This is a genomic window from Mycobacterium sp. NPDC048908 (genome assembly GCF_043197955.1).
In the GTDB taxonomy this organism is placed as follows: Bacteria; Actinomycetota; Actinomycetes; order Mycobacteriales; family Mycobacteriaceae; genus Mycobacterium.
The window spans coordinates 142,978-156,827 of record NZ_JBICUE010000012.1 but is presented as its reverse complement, the minus strand read 5'-3'; the positions used below and the strand labels follow the sequence as shown (position 1 = coordinate 156,827).

Annotated in this window: 16 protein-coding genes; 10 read left to right on the top strand and 6 right to left on the bottom strand. The window is 65.6% G+C overall.

Annotated elements, in window-relative coordinates:
- Window positions 1–99 precede the first annotated feature (99 nt).
- Complete coding sequence (locus tag ACGFK1_RS25890) at window positions 100–777, top strand: hypothetical protein (RefSeq protein WP_393436221.1); 678 nt, start codon at window positions 100–102, stop codon at window positions 775–777.
- Window positions 778–786: 9 nt separating this feature from the next.
- On the opposite strand, the gene ACGFK1_RS25885 is transcribed toward ACGFK1_RS25890, so the two are convergent.
- Window positions 787–1,896 (bottom strand): hypothetical protein, encoded by a 1,110-nt coding sequence (locus ACGFK1_RS25885; RefSeq protein WP_393436218.1) that lies wholly within the window; start codon window positions 1,894–1,896, stop codon window positions 787–789.
- Between the two features lie 75 nt (window positions 1,897–1,971).
- Between ACGFK1_RS25885 and nthB the strand changes: the two genes are divergently transcribed.
- The 3 genes from nthB to ACGFK1_RS25870 are packed head-to-tail and all read left to right on the top strand — an operon-like array spanning window position 1,972 to window position 3,484.
- Window positions 1,972–2,613 carry a nitrile hydratase subunit beta gene (gene nthB / locus ACGFK1_RS25880; RefSeq protein WP_393436215.1) on the top strand — a complete coding sequence of 214 codons (642 nt, stop codon included), beginning with the start codon at window positions 1,972–1,974 and terminating at the stop codon, window positions 2,611–2,613.
- Window positions 2,610–3,200, top strand: a complete 591-nt coding sequence (gene nthA, locus ACGFK1_RS25875) for a nitrile hydratase subunit alpha (protein ID WP_393436212.1) — start codon at window positions 2,610–2,612, stop codon at window positions 3,198–3,200. The genes nthB and nthA overlap by 4 nt, the downstream gene beginning before the upstream one ends.
- The gene (locus ACGFK1_RS25870) at window positions 3,197–3,484 is read left to right on the top strand and encodes a nitrile hydratase accessory protein (protein ID WP_393436209.1); all 288 of its coding nucleotides are present in this window, start codon (window positions 3,197–3,199) and stop codon (window positions 3,482–3,484) included. The genes nthA and ACGFK1_RS25870 overlap by 4 nt, the downstream gene beginning before the upstream one ends.
- A 1-nt stretch (window position 3,485) precedes the next feature.
- Here ACGFK1_RS25870 and ACGFK1_RS25865 read toward each other — a convergent pair whose 3' ends face one another.
- From ACGFK1_RS25865 to ACGFK1_RS25850, 4 genes are read right to left on the bottom strand one after another with little or no spacing between them, the layout of a single operon-like run.
- A complete protein-coding gene (locus ACGFK1_RS25865) occupies window positions 3,486–3,887 on the bottom strand; it encodes a hypothetical protein (protein WP_393436206.1) in 402 nt (133 codons plus the stop codon).
- A gap of 31 nt (window positions 3,888–3,918) precedes the next feature.
- Window positions 3,919–4,791 (bottom strand): SPFH domain-containing protein, encoded by an 873-nt coding sequence (locus ACGFK1_RS25860; protein WP_393436203.1) that lies wholly within the window; start codon window positions 4,789–4,791, stop codon window positions 3,919–3,921.
- Between the two features lie 20 nt (window positions 4,792–4,811).
- Window positions 4,812–5,237, bottom strand: a complete 426-nt coding sequence (locus ACGFK1_RS25855; RefSeq protein WP_393436200.1) for a RidA family protein — start codon at window positions 5,235–5,237, stop codon at window positions 4,812–4,814.
- On the bottom strand, window positions 5,234–6,367 hold the full coding sequence (locus tag ACGFK1_RS25850) for an acetamidase/formamidase family protein (protein WP_393436198.1): 1,134 nt from the start codon (window positions 6,365–6,367) through the stop codon (window positions 5,234–5,236). The genes ACGFK1_RS25855 and ACGFK1_RS25850 overlap by 4 nt, the downstream gene beginning before the upstream one ends.
- Before the next feature lie 108 nt (window positions 6,368–6,475).
- Here ACGFK1_RS25850 and ACGFK1_RS25845 point away from each other — a divergent pair, with 108 nt between their 5' ends.
- Both ACGFK1_RS25845 and ACGFK1_RS25840 read left to right on the top strand, forming a co-directional pair.
- A complete protein-coding gene (locus tag ACGFK1_RS25845) occupies window positions 6,476–6,775 on the top strand; it encodes a hypothetical protein (RefSeq protein WP_393436301.1) in 300 nt (99 codons plus the stop codon).
- A 311-nt stretch (window positions 6,776–7,086) separates the two neighbouring features.
- Window positions 7,087–7,962 (top strand): alpha/beta fold hydrolase, encoded by an 876-nt coding sequence (locus ACGFK1_RS25840; RefSeq protein ID WP_393436195.1) that lies wholly within the window; start codon window positions 7,087–7,089, stop codon window positions 7,960–7,962.
- A gap of 54 nt (window positions 7,963–8,016) precedes the next feature.
- On the opposite strand, the gene ACGFK1_RS25835 is transcribed toward ACGFK1_RS25840, so the two are convergent.
- A complete protein-coding gene (locus ACGFK1_RS25835) occupies window positions 8,017–9,639 on the bottom strand; it encodes a flavin-containing monooxygenase (protein WP_393436193.1) in 1,623 nt (540 codons plus the stop codon).
- A gap of 129 nt (window positions 9,640–9,768) precedes the next feature.
- Between ACGFK1_RS25835 and ACGFK1_RS25830 the strand changes: the two genes are divergently transcribed.
- From ACGFK1_RS25830 to ACGFK1_RS25815, 4 genes are all read left to right on the top strand, one after another.
- Window positions 9,769–10,071, top strand: coding sequence for a 2Fe-2S iron-sulfur cluster-binding protein (locus ACGFK1_RS25830; protein WP_393436190.1), 303 nt, complete (start codon window positions 9,769–9,771; stop codon window positions 10,069–10,071).
- Between the two features lie 91 nt (window positions 10,072–10,162).
- Window positions 10,163–11,344 (top strand): acyl-CoA dehydrogenase family protein, encoded by a 1,182-nt coding sequence (locus tag ACGFK1_RS25825; protein ID WP_393436187.1) that lies wholly within the window; start codon window positions 10,163–10,165, stop codon window positions 11,342–11,344.
- Between the two features lie 12 nt (window positions 11,345–11,356).
- Window positions 11,357–12,265 carry a biphenyl-2,3-diol 1,2-dioxygenase gene (gene bphC / locus ACGFK1_RS25820; RefSeq protein ID WP_393436185.1) on the top strand — a complete coding sequence of 303 codons (909 nt, stop codon included), beginning with the start codon at window positions 11,357–11,359 and terminating at the stop codon, window positions 12,263–12,265.
- Window positions 12,262–13,731, top strand: a complete 1,470-nt coding sequence (locus tag ACGFK1_RS25815; RefSeq protein ID WP_393436182.1) for an FAD-dependent oxidoreductase — start codon at window positions 12,262–12,264, stop codon at window positions 13,729–13,731. Before bphC ends, ACGFK1_RS25815 begins: the two co-directional genes overlap by 4 nt.
- Window positions 13,732–13,850: the final 119 nt, after the last annotated feature.

Here is a 13,850-nt window from a genome sequence, read left to right as displayed (position 1 = left end):
GCGAGGTCGGACCCGTCCCCAGGCCAATCCCGCGATGGCAACGCGCCCTGTGGATGAAATCCCAGGTGTGGATAACTGCGTTGTCTACAGTGATTTGCCATGGATCGTCGTGTCCCGATGATCGCCGGTATCGCGTTTGCGGTGCTGTTCGCCGCTGCCCTGATTTCGGTTCCGACGCTGCCAGGGATCGACAAGCCCGGTTACGACATCGTTGCGTTCATCGCAGAGCATGCCGTCGCGATGCGAATGCAGGCGCTGTTGGTGACATTCGGTTGTCTGGCGTTGGTCGTGGTGCTCGGCTATGCCCGTGACAAGCTCAGCGGCCCGCAGGCCCATGTGTTCACTGTCGGTTCCGCGATCCTGCTGGTCGAAGTGTTCATCGCGACGTGGTTCACGGCGGGCCTGGCGTTGCACCCCGACCAACTCGGCTCGGCCACGGCGCGCACCATCGCCGACATCGCCGCGATGTTCGGACCGCTACTGACCGTCGCCGACATCATGGTGGCAGTGCCGATTCTGTTGGCGGCCAATGAGGATCGCTTTCCGCGCTGGCTCGGGATTCTCGCGGCGGTGTTCGCAGTCGAGCAGCTGATCGAGACGATCACCATCATCGGCCCGCCCGCCAGCTTCATCTCCCCTGGCGGCGCGATGAACTTCTACTTGGGCGCTCCGCTCTTCATCGTCTTCTTCCTTGCGCTGGGCGTCGCGTTGTCGTTGGAGTCGTCGGAGAGCACGCATCAGCCGCCACCCGTCGCCGTCGACGAAGAAACTGACTGATCCACGGCGTCAGTGTCGACCTCGACTGTGCGACTGCTGGTGCCTGGCCGGATGCGCCTTGCCGGGCTTGTCGTGATGAGTGACCGTCTTCGGGGACGCCGACGAGGTCGCCGTTTTGTCGGGCTTTGTCGTGCCGGCGGCACCCGTGACCTTCGGTGCGGGCCCTGTGGCGGACGTCTTCGTGACGCCTGCGGCGAACTTCGTCGTATCGGCTGTCGCCGCCACCGCCTTCGGTTGGTCGGTCGCAACCGTCGACTTCGGTTGTACCGCCGTCCCGGTGGTCTTGGTGGCAGCGGGGAACGGATCGTGCAGTGAGTTGCTGATGTTCTTCGCTGCGGTGTCCACCGCAGCGACGACGGGTGCGGCGGCCGTCGCCGCCACCTCACGCGCCTGCGCGACGCCTGCCGCCAGAGCGGCGACGGGGTTACCGGTTTTCGCCAGTTGCTGCGTCGTTGCGTCGGCGATCTGCACAGCGCCGGACAGCACCAGCTCACCGGCCTGAAAGGCCACCGCCGTCGCCACGTTCAGCGCCTCGACCGATACCACCTGGAACACGTTGGTCGCTCCGGTCGGTGTGGTCGGCGTACCAACCGGCTGATTGAGAGCATTCAGAATGTTGCTGCGTCCGTTCTGGATTGCCTGCAGCAACTGCCCCGGTGTCAACACCGCGGCTCCGACGTTGAATGCCTCGACCACCGCGACATCGAGCGCGTGAAAAGCCTTGGGCACCACGAGGAACACGTCGTTGTTGATCAACGGCGTCACGGCCGCGTTCGCCGGACCGGTCACCGATGCGGCGGCCGCGCCGAGCGCCTGCAGCGGCGAACCCGTCGACGTCAACGAGCCCAGGAACGCCGCGGGAGCCTCCAGTGCGCCGAGCGGCACGGTGATCGCACCCTGCACGGCGAACGGGCAGATGAGGCTGCAGTAGTGAAGCTGATTGCCGAGGAACGCCAGGGGAATTGCGCCCAGCGGCGGCGCGGTGGCCGCAGTCAGTGCCACCTCCCGAGAAACCGTCGGTGGTGGCCGATGGTCGGTCGATGGCGTGATCGGTGACGCGGTCAGTGCACCGATTCCAACGATGGCGGCGCTGGCGAGAACAGATGAGCGGAGTGGCATGGACACCTCATTGATACGGGCAACAGTGTGTGAAAGTTCGAGAAACACGAAATCGATCGCATTAGGATTTCCCGGGTGGACGGCGTGCATGACATGGGCGGCCTTGACGGGTTCGGGCGCGTACCGCATCGAGTCCCGGATGCGGTATCGGAGCCGTACTTCGCCGAGGACTGGGAGCGACGCGCCTTCCGGCTGATGATCGGCTGGATCGCTGCACAGAATCCACCTGGCGGCCGGTTCCGGCACTCGATGGAACGAATGGCGCCTGAGCACTACCTGTCGTCGCCCTATTACGAGCGTTGGTTGACCGGCGCCACCACGATGGCCGTCGAGGCGGGTTTCGCCGCGCAAGACGAACTCGACCGTCGCGCGGGTGGCCGTTTCCGGTTGTCCAATCCGGATCGCGGGGTGCTGCCCGACGACCTCACTGCCCGCTCCCTGCCGCGCTACGGCCTAGGCGATGAGGTCCGCGTCCGCGCATGGCATCCGCCTGGACACACCCGCGCGCCGCGCTACGTGCAGGGCAAGCAGGGCACGGTCGTCCGGGTTGACGGCGCGTTCGACATCGACGACATCGCCGCCCACGGCGGTGGTTCCGTGCTTGACCCGTTGTACGCCGTGCGCTTCACGTCGCGCGAACTGTGGGGTGAGGCGGGGGTCGACGGCGACGTGGTCTGCGTCAACTTGTTCGAGCGCTACCTCGAGGACCCACGATGACCGGCGACCACCACCCCGCAGCGATGGCACCCATCGAGGCACGGGTGGCCGCAATCGAGTCGGTGTTGGTGGAGAAGGGCATTCTCGACCTCGACGCGCTCGATCAGATCGTCGCGCACTTCGAAGACAACCTCGGCCCGATGAACGGGGCGAAGGTGGTGGCCCGCGCATGGTCTGATCCCGACTATAAGGACCGACTGCTCGCCGACGGCACCGCTGCGGTCAAGGAATTCGGGTTCGAAGGTCCTGAGGGTGACTTCGTGGTGGCTGTGGAGAACACCCCGCAGGTGCACAACCTCGTGGTGTGCACCCTGTGTTCGTGTTATCCGTGGCCGATCCTGGGGTTGCCGCCGAGGTGGTACAAGTCGCCTGCCTACCGGTCGAGGGCCGTCCGCGAGCCACGCAAGCTGCTCGCCGAGATGGGTACGGACATTCCCACCGACGTCGAAATCCGGGTGTGGGACTCCAGCGCAGAGGCGCGCTACCTGGTGCTGCCGATGCGTCCAGCCGGCACCGAGAACATGTCCGAGGAGCAACTGGCCGGACTCGTCACCCGGGATTCGATGATCGGTGTGCAACGGCTGTGACCAGCGGACTGAACGATGCATCGCTGCCCCGTGACAACGGCGAGCTCGTCTTCGAAGCACCCTGGCAGGCACGTGCATTGGCGATAGCGGTGGCTTTGGTCGAGAAGCTCGGGTTGCCCTGGGATGCCTTTCGCCAAAATCTGATGGCTGAGATCGCCAGGGATCCGGATCGGCCTTACTACGAGAGTTGGTGCGCTGCACTGGAATCCATGGTCGTGGAGCTCGATCTGACCACGTCCGTCGCGCTCGACGCCGCCGCGCCGACCGAGCGCGCTCCGCTCTAGCTCACTGCGCCCGCGCGGCCAGCAGCACGATGCGCGGCCCGGCGACGTCGTCTGTGACGACATATGCGACTGTCGGGCGGTCGATCTCGTCGCCGTCGGCAGTGCGGCGCGACAGCGTCGCCCTGAACACCGCAGATGTTGCATTGAGCACCGTCACCTCCGACTGCTGCACCTGGCTGTGGTGGAAGCCGAGTGCCCGTAATCCGTCGACCTGGCTCTGCATGACCGCGGCCGCCTCCTCGTCGGTCATCAGCGTCACCACACCCTCGTCGGTGGTGATGATCATCGGCACGCCGAAATGGCTCAGCAACGTCGCCATGTCGCCGTCGCCGCGGGCACTTGCCGCGAATGCGCCCAGATATCCGTCGATCCAACGACCCACCGCGTCGGCGTCAAGAGCCATGCGGTGATCATGCCCGAGGTCTGTGCGGGCGCTACACGTTTTGGCCGCGGCCGACCGATCCGGTGAGCTTGATACCGCTGGCGTCGTCGGGCACCTGGGGCGCCGTCAACTCAGGCGTCTCGCCGTCGGCGTCATCGCGTTCCGGTGTCGACCTCTCCAGGAACCGCAGCAACTCGACCGGGAACGGCAGGATCAGCGTGGAGTTCTTCTCGGCGGCGACCTCGACCACCGTCTGCAGCAGGCGAAGCTGCAGTGCGGCCGGTTCGTCGGACATCACGTGCGCGGCCTGGGCCAGCTTCTCGGAGGCCTGCAGTTCGCCGTCGGCGGTGATGACGCGGGCCCGGCGCTCCCGCTCCGCTTCGGCCTGACGGGCGATCGAGCGCTTCATCGAGTCGGGCAGCACCACGTCCTTGATCTCGACGCGGTCGAGTTGGATGCCCCAGCCGACCGCCGGGCTGTCGATCAGCAACTCCAGGCCCTGGTTGAGCCGTTCCCGGTTCGACAGCAGATCGTCGAGGTTGCTCTTACCGATGATCGACCGCAGCGACGTCTGCGCCACCTGCCCGATCGCCGACATGTAATCCTGCACGTCGACGGCCGCGCGGACAGGGTCCTCCACCTGGAAGTAGATGACGGCGTCCACCCGCACCGTCACGTTGTCGCGGGTGATGCCGTCCTGCCCGGGCACCGGCAGCGTGATGATCTGCATGTTCACCTTCTGCAGGCGATCTGCGAAGGGAATCAGCCAGGCCAAGCCGGGCTGTCGGACCCGACTCTGAACCCGCCCGAAGCGGTAGACGACGCCCCGCTCGAACTGCTTGATCACCCGGATGTTCTGGACTGCGAGCCACAGGGCTGCCAGGCCGGCGACACCGGCCGCTGTGAGTGTGTAGAGGATGCTCATGGTGTCCTCCTCAACGGGCCTTATGACCCGAGTGTGCTCCCCCAACCGGCGCTTCGCCAGCACACCCAATCGATCTCGACCAGGGCGCCGACCGCCAGCCCGGTGACACCGACGCACGTGCGCGACGGCAGCCGGTCGGGAAACCACGCCGCGTAGGCGGTGTTGAAGGCGCCGTAGTCATTCCAGTCGAGCAGGAAAGCCCGCACCGAGACGACATCGGCGAGGCCGCCACCGCACAGTTCGGTCACCCGCATCAGATTGCGCAGTACCTGGTCGGTCTGGATGGCGACGTAGTCGCCGACGACGGCACCGGTGACGTCGGTCGGCATCTGCCCGGTGACGTACAACGTCTGGCCAGCGGCCGTGGCGTGAGCGAACGGCGCGACCGCAGGCGGCACGCCGTCGGCGGGGGTGAACGTGAAGGACCGAATCCCGTTGTCGCTCATGCCGATAATGTAGACCAGCGCGGGAAGCACCGTTTGTCGATCCTGCCGTGCACCCCCTGCCGCTGGTCGACCACCTGCGTGACGGTGAAGTCGACGGCCACCGACATGAACGAGTACGCGTCGGCGCGCGAGAGCCCGAAGTAATCCTGCAGGAGGCCGTGGGTGCGCCGCGCCGCGGCCTTCATCGCCTGGTCGAGCGTGTCACCGAAACCGTGCACCAACAACTCGGTAGCGGTTTCCAGAACCGGAACCGTGAACGGCAGATCGCGGCGAATCGTCAAGCGCAACAAGCCATTCAGCGATGCCTCTAGCGCCGTCCCGCTGATCTCACCGTCGCCTTGGGAGACGTGCGGATCACCGACCGACAACAGGGCCCCAGGCACCTGCACCGGGTAGTACATCGTCCCGCCCGCCCCGATGCGCCAGTTGTCGACGTTGCCGCCATGGTCACCGGGCGGCACCGACGACACCCGTTCGGGCACGGCGGGTGCGACGCCCATGGTGCCGAAGTGCGGACGCAGGGGCACCACGACGCCGGGTAACGCGGGCTGGCGCTTGTCCTTGTCCGGCTCGACGATCGTGCCGGGTTGGTCGGCCAGAGGAGTCGCGGTCCAGTCGTACCCGAACATGGCGCGGCCGACGCCTGCCGTGGTGTCGAGTTCGTACACGGTGACACGTTCGACCGGGATTTCGTCGTACAAGAACCCCCAGTGCGCGGCCAGGTTCGAGCCGTACGGCAGCCGCGGCGCGGCCTGCAGGATGTCGACCTGCAGCACGTCACCGGGGCGCGCACCGTCGACGGCGATCGGACCGGTGACCAGGTGGGGTCCCGGCCCCCGATCGGTGACGCGGTCGAAGACCTCGGCGATGCCCGCATCCATCAGCAGATCCGGCGCATCACCTGCGTGGTTGGTCAGCGTCTCGATGGCCACCAGATCACCCGGCGCGACGGTCAGCGCGGGAGCCAGCCGCGGATCGAAGTGGCCCCAGTGCACGGTCGACGGAGTCGCCGGCAACCGGTGAACGGTGGTGGGGGCGGCGGGGCTGAGCACCATCGGATGATCATGCCAGCCACCCGCCATGCCGTCCCGTTGAGCATGCACACCCGTCAACAGGTTTTTTCCTGCCAACCGAGATCAAATTCTGCCAACGGAATTAAAGCCGTGATCTTGACGGTTGATCTGTGCAGCTGCAGCGAACCGAGACAAGTGAAGAAGCACGAAAAGATGAGGGCACCAATGAAGAAGTTCGGATTCGCATCCCTGATTGCGGGCGGACTGACCGCCGCAATCCTCGGCTTGGCGGCGCCGGCTGGCGCGGCTCCGGCAGGTCCGGGCAACGCCCAGGACACCATCAACAAGTTGCAGGCCGACGGTTACAACGTCATCGTCAACCGCGTCGGCGGCACCCCGCTGGATCAGGCCACGGTGGTCGCGGTCCGGCCCGGCCAGACGTACAGCCGCACCGATTCCGGAACTCCCGGTGACAGTCTGGAAACCACCATCACCGACAAGACGGTCTACGTCGACGTGAGGTAGATCGCCCAAAACGTAAGGGGCACCCCCACAAGGGGTGCCCCTTCGTTCTGTCTGGGCGGGTGCCTGCCGCCCAGTGCATTTGACCGCGCCCACCGGGGCCCGCAAGTGACCCGTGAAGTTTGACGCATGCATCGGCGTTCATCATGAGGCCGCCGCGATCCGAAATCGCTGTCACCGGAACACTTTCCGACATCGCGAACAACCCACTCGCAGCCGCTCGGGCCGGGGCACAGTGAGCGCCCGGCTTATTCGGAGGCCCAGTCAGCGGAACATGGCAGCGAGGGTCGGGGCGGGCGTGGCAGGCTGGGCGGGTGACTCACTCATCTGAACTCGCCGCCGTCGAGCAGGATCTTCGTGAAATCACCACTCCAGCAGGTGCCCTGCGCTATTACGACAGCGGTGACGGCCCAACGCTGCTGTTCCTGCATGGCTCGGGTCCTGGTGTCACGGGGTGGCGCAATTTCCGAGGTGTGCTACCCGCGTTCGCCGAGCGTTTCCGCTGCCTGATCCTGGAGTTCCCCGGTTTCGGCATAAGCGATGACTTCGGCGGGCATCCAATGGTCACGGCTCAGGGGGCGGTGACCCCGTTCCTCGACGCGCTCGGCGTCGACAACGTCGACATCGTCGGTAATTCGATGGGTGGCGGGGTCGGCATCAACTTCGCCATCCACCACCCCGACCGCATCGGCAAGCTGGTGACGATCGGAGGCATCGGTACCAACATCTTCAGCCCCGGGCCCAGTGAGGGAATTCGGCTTCTTCAAGAGTTCACGGAGGACCCGACCCGCCAGCGCCTCGTCGACTGGCTGAATTCAATGGTTTACCACCAGAGTCTGGTCACCGAACAGCTGATCGAGGAGCGCTGGAAGCTCGCCACCGATCCAGAGACGTTGGCCTCGGCGCGCCGAATGTATGGCAAGGCGGCGTTCGCACAGATGATGGCGATGATGAAGGCGGCCGACCTTCCGATGCCGTGGGCTCTGATGCACAAGGTAGCCGCGCCGACCTTGCTCACCTGGGGCCGTGACGATCGAGTGAGCCCCTTGGACATGGCACTGATCCCGATGCGGACTATCCCCAACGCCGAACTGCACGTATTCCCGAACTGCGGTCACTGGGCGATGATCGAGGCCAAGGATGCGTTTGAAAGCGCTGTGATGGCGTTCCTTACCCGCCCTACCTCCTGAACCGGTGCCAGTCGTCGGTTCCGAATTCGCGTCGGACGTCGAGCAATCCCGACATCAGGTCGCCCTGAGCAGATTGAACCCCTTGTAACCGGCGTCGGCGACCTCGGCACAGATGTCGTTGTACGCGGCGAATCCGCCGAGAAACAGCATGAATACGCGTGGCTTGCCGGGAATGTTAGCGCCCATGTACCAGGAGTTCGCCTTGGTGAACAGGGTCGCCTCGGCTCGCCGCGCGCATTCGGCGAGCCAGTAGTCCACCGCATCGGGGGTGGCTTCGATGCTCGCGTATCCGTGTGCATCGAGATATCTGATGCAGTCCGCGATCCAGTTCACGTGCGCCTCGGCATGCAACACCATGTTGGCGAGCACCGCAGGGGCGCCAGGACCCGACACGATGAACAGATTGGGAAACCCGTCGACGCCGAGCCCGAGGTAGGTGCGCGGGCCGTCCTTCCAGTCGTCCCGCATGCATTGGCCTGCACGGCCGACGATGTCGATCTTGCCAAGCGCGCCGGTCATGGCGTCGAAGCCTGTTGCGAACACGATCACGTCGAGGTCGTAGTGCGCGTCGGAGGTGTTGATACCGGTGGCATCGATCGACTCGATCGGCGTGGTGCGGACGCTGATCAGCGTCACATTGCGTCGATTGAACGTCTGGAAGTAGTTGGTGTCGGTACAGATCCGTTTGGTGCCGATCGGGTGGTCAGTCGGGATCAGCAGGTCCGCGACGGTCGCGTCGTCGATGACGGCGCGCACCTTCTCCTCATAGAACTTGCGGGCCTCCTCATTGGCGGCCATGTCGGTCATCTGATCGGTGAACGTCTTCGAGAAGAGCACGCCGCCCAGCTCCCAACGCTTTTCGAACGCTTCACGCCGCTCTTCGGCGGTGGCCTGCATCGTCAGTTTCGGATGCGCGATGTGGGGCGATCCGCCACCGCTGCGCCACGACAGGCGGCGCCGCTCGGCGTAGTTGGCCTTGTACTCGGCGACGTCTTCCTCTGTGAGTGGCCGATTACCCGCCGGCACACTGTAATTCGGCGTGCGCTGAAAGACGTAGAGTTGATCTGCCGCCTCGGCTATGACCGGAACCGACTGGATACCTGACGATCCCGTCCCGATGACGGCGACGCGTTTACCCGTGAAATCGACGGGTTCATGCGGCCAATGCGCGGTGTGGTACACCTCCCCCGCGAAGGTGCCCAACCCGGGAAAGTCCGGAGTCAACGCCGCCGAAAGTGGCCCGGTCGCCATGATGGCGAACCTGGCGGCGACGACCTCTCCCCCGTCGGTCGTGACCGTCCAGCGCAGCGTGTCCTCGTCGAGGACCGCCGAGGTGACCCGCGTATTGAACGTGATCCCGGCGCCAAGGTCGAGCCTGTCCGCGACCCACTTCATGTACCGCAGGATCTCGGCCTGGGTGGCGTACTTCTCCGTCCATGTCCACTCCTGCTGCAGCTCGTCGGAGAACGAGTAGCAGTAGTCGACACTCTCGACGTCGCAGCGCGCGCCCGGGTAACGGTTGTAGTACCACGTTCCGCCAACCTCAGGCGCCGCCTCGAACACCCGGACCGACAAGCCCTGTGACCGCAGTTTGTGTAATGCGTACAGGCCTGCGAATCCCGCACCGACCACGACGGCATCGACGACGGACTGCTGTGGATCTGCCGAGACGGTCACGACGCCACGCTAGGTCGCGCTCACCACATCGCCCGACGGGTTTCCCGGTGACCGGACGTCATGAAGGCGATCTCCCGGCCATCGGTCGCACCTGTCGGATCTCACCGATGCCCTGACGACACTCGCACCATGACCCACGTCGAATCACGCGACACCCGAGTCGACGCCAGAGTCGAGGTCGATCTGGACGGAACCCGCCACAGCCTTCGATGGCCGCGTGACAAAAGCCTGGTCGACACCATGCTCGAGGCGGGCATCGAGGTCCCTCACTCGTGCCGGGAGGGACACTGCGGCTCGTGCGTCGCCACGGTGCTCTGCGGTGAGGTCGACATGGCGGCATGCGACATCCTCGCGCCCGCGGACCTCGCCGACGGGCTCGTTCTCGGATGTCAGGCCCGCCCCGTGAGCGACGATGTCCACATCGTGTATTAGTCCTGGATTCGGTCCGCTCACCGGGATCGGTCCCGGTGCGGCCATTACCTGCGGTAGACCATTAATCACGCCTAGACAGTTAGGACAGAGCATGAGCGAGCGCGTACTCGACCGGGTGATGGACCTGGCGGACCAGTTCAAGGAGTTGGCGGTCGAGGCCGAGAAGATCGGTCAACTGCCCGACGCGACGGTCAAGAGCATGAAGTCGATCGGCTCGATCCGCCTGCTTCAGCCAGGAAAGCATGGCGGGCTCGAAGTCCATCCCCGCGAGTTCGCGGAGACCGTGATGGCCACCGCAGCCCTCGATCCCGCCGCCGGCTGGATCAACGGGGTGGTCGGAGTGCACCCGTACCAACTCGCGTACGCCGATCCACGGGTCGCCGAGGAAGTGTGGGGCGACGATATCGACACCTGGGTCGCTTCGCCCTACGCACCTCAGGGCGTGGCCAGGCCGGTCGACGGCGGTTACATCTTCAATGGTCGCTGGCAATTCAGCTCCGGAACCGACGCGTGCGATTGGATCTTCCTTGGCGCCATGGTCGGCGACGACGACGGCAAGCCGCTGATGCCGCCCCAGATGCTGCACATGATCCTGCCGCGCAAGGACTACGAGATCGTGCCGGACTCCTGGAACGTGGTGGGCCTGCGCGGCACCGGGTCGAAGGACATCATCGTCAAGGATGCGTTCGTTCCTGAGTACCGGACGATGGATGCCATGAAGGTGATGGACGGCTCCGCCCAGATCGAGGCAGGCATGACCAAGACCCTCTACAAGATGCCGTGGTCGACGATGTTCCCGCTGGGCATCAGCTCGGCGACCATCGGCATCTGCGAAGGCGCCCTCGCCGCGCACCTCGACTATCAGCGCGAACGCGTCGGCGCCAACGGCACTGCCATCAAAGACGATCCGTACGTCATGTACGCCGTCGGCGAGGCTGCGGCCGACATCAACGCCGCCCGCCAGGAGATCCTCGCCAACGTCGACCGCATCTACGAGATCGTCGACTCGGGCGCCGAGGTGACGTTCGCCGACCGGGCCGCGGGCCGACGCACGCAGGTGCGCGCTGTGTGGCGCGCGGTGTCCGCCGTCGACCAGATCTTCGCCCGCTCAGGCGGCAATGCGCTGCGGATGGACAAACCGCTGCAACGGTATTGGCGCGATGCGCATGCCGGGATGGCCCACGCAATCCACGTGCCGGGCACCGTCTACCACGCGTCCGCGCTCAGCTCGCTTGGCGTCGACCCGCAGGGTCCGCTGCGGGCGATGATCTGAGGGACGCTGTCGATGACCGATCTGAAAAGCCTTGGATACGTAAAGGTTCAGGCCACCGACATGCCGCGTTGGCGGCAGTTCGCATTCGATGTGCTCGGGTTCGCGAAGGGTTCGGGCCCGGACACCGATGCGCTGTATCTACGCATGGACGAACGCGCCGCACGAATCATCGTGGTGCCGGGAGACACCGACAAGATCATCACCGTCGGCTGGGAGGTCCGCGACCACGCCGCGCTGGAAAGGGTGAAGGCGGCGCTGGACGCCGCGGGCGTGCCCATGAAGGAACTCTCGCAGGCGGACGCCGATGCCCGCCGCGTCGAGGAGGTCATCGCCTTCGACGACCCCGCGGGCACGTCGACTGAGATCTTCCACGGCGCTGTTTTGTATCACAGCCCGGTGGTGACTCCGTTCGGCGCCAAGTTCGTCACGGGCGCGCAGGGCCTTGGCCACGTCGTGCTGCCTGCCCTCGATGTGCCGAGCCTTTTCCGGTTCTACACGGAGGTACTGGGTTTCGTGTCCCGCGGCGCGTTCCGGGTGCCGACTCCGCCGGAGTTCGGCCCTCTGCGCGTCCGTTTCCTCGGCCTCAACCAACGCCATCACAGCCTCGCTATCTGCCCGGCGATGACCCTGCGCGATCCCGGCCTCATCCATTTGATGGTCGAGGTGGACAGCCTGGACGCGGTCGGACAGGCGCTGGACCGGGTCAACAAGGACGGCTTCCAGTTGTCCTCCACGCTGGGCAGGCACACCAACGACAAGATGGTGTCATTCTACGTGCGCGCACCCGGCGACTGGGACATCGAGTTCGGCACCGATGGGATGCGGGTCGACGAAACGTATTACACCGCCGAGGAAATCACCGCCGACAGCTATTGGGGGCACGCGTGGGTATCCGACCTTCCGGCGGCCATGCGGCCATGACCCCGGACGCCGAAGTCATCCCTGTCCCCGCGTCGTCGATCAGGGACTGGGACCACGAAGCCGATGTCGTGATCGTCGGTTACGGCATTGCAGGCGCGGCGGCCGCGGTGGAGGCCGCCCGCGGCGGCGCCGATGTTCTGGTGCTCGAACGCACCGGTTCCTGGGGCGGCGCCGCAGCGATGGCGGGTGGCTTCATCTATCTCGGCGGCGGAACGTCGGTTCAGAAGGCCTGCGGATTCGCCGATTCCGTTGACAACATGACCGCGTTCCTCAACGCGGCGATGGGACCCGGTGCCGATGAGAATCGCATCGCCGACTACTGCGAGGGCAGCGTCGCGCATTTCGATTGGTTGGTCGGGTGTGGTGTGCCCTTCAAGCCGGAGTTCTGGGGTGAGCCGGGTTGGGAGCCCCCGGCCGATCAGGGGCTGATGTTCACCGGCGGCGAGAACGCGTTCCCGTACAACACGATCGCCGAACCTGCTCCGCGCGGCCACATCCCACAGATGTCCGATAAACGCGCCGGCGAGAAGAGCGGCGGCTTCATGCTGATGAAGCCGCTCGTAGAGACCGGGGCCGCCGCAGGCGTGCGGTCCCAGTACGACACCAGGGTGGCTTCCCTGGTCGTCGAGGCCGACGGCCGCGTGACCGGACTGATCGCCAAGCAGTACGGCAAGTCGTTCGCAATCCGGGCGCGCCGCGGTGTCGTCCTTGCGGCAGGCAGCTTTGCATACAACGAGGCGATGGTCGCGCAGTACGCGCCGCGCATCGCGGGACGACCGGCCGCGTCGATCGAACAGCACGACGGCCACGGGATCCGGATGGCGCAGGCACTGGGCGCGGACCTCGCCCACATGGACGCCACCGAAGTCGCGTTTCTGATCGATCCTCAGCAGACCGTGCGCGGCATTCTCGTCAATGGGCGCGGCCAGCGCTATGTGCCCGAGGACATGTACTCCGGCCGGATCGGCCAGCTGACGCTTTATCACCAGGACGACACGGCATACCTGATCACCGACGGCGACGCCCAGGAGGAGGCGATGGCCGCCACGTCCGCAACGCCATTCCTCAAACGGCAGCCGACGTGGGTGTGTGAAACCGTCGCCGATCTCGAGCACGAGATCGGACTTCCGGCCGGGTCGCTGCAGGCCACGGTCAGCGCCTACAACGACGCCGCTGCCCGCGGCGAGGATCCACTGTTGCACAAGAAGCCAGAGTGGTTGCGCCCCATCGGTTCTCCCGTTGGAGCCATCGACTTGCGGGCCAGCTGCGGAGGCTTCACCCTCGGCGGCCTACAGACCTCGCTCGACGGCGAAGTGCTGCACGTCAGCGGTGACCCGATCCCCGGCCTGTATGCGGCGGGCCGCACCACAGCGGGCCTGGCGGCATGGGGCTATGCGAGCGGCATCTCCCTTGGCGACAGCAGCTTCTACGGTCGCCGCGCCGGCCGCAGCGCCGCCAAAGGCTGACCCCTCCCCCCTCGTCGCATTCCCCCAGCTCAGCGCTGTCCTTCGACGTGCGCTGGGTCAATTTGTCGCGTCCGTGTGACACGGCCCACACGGTGTGCTACTAATAGCCATATTACTAA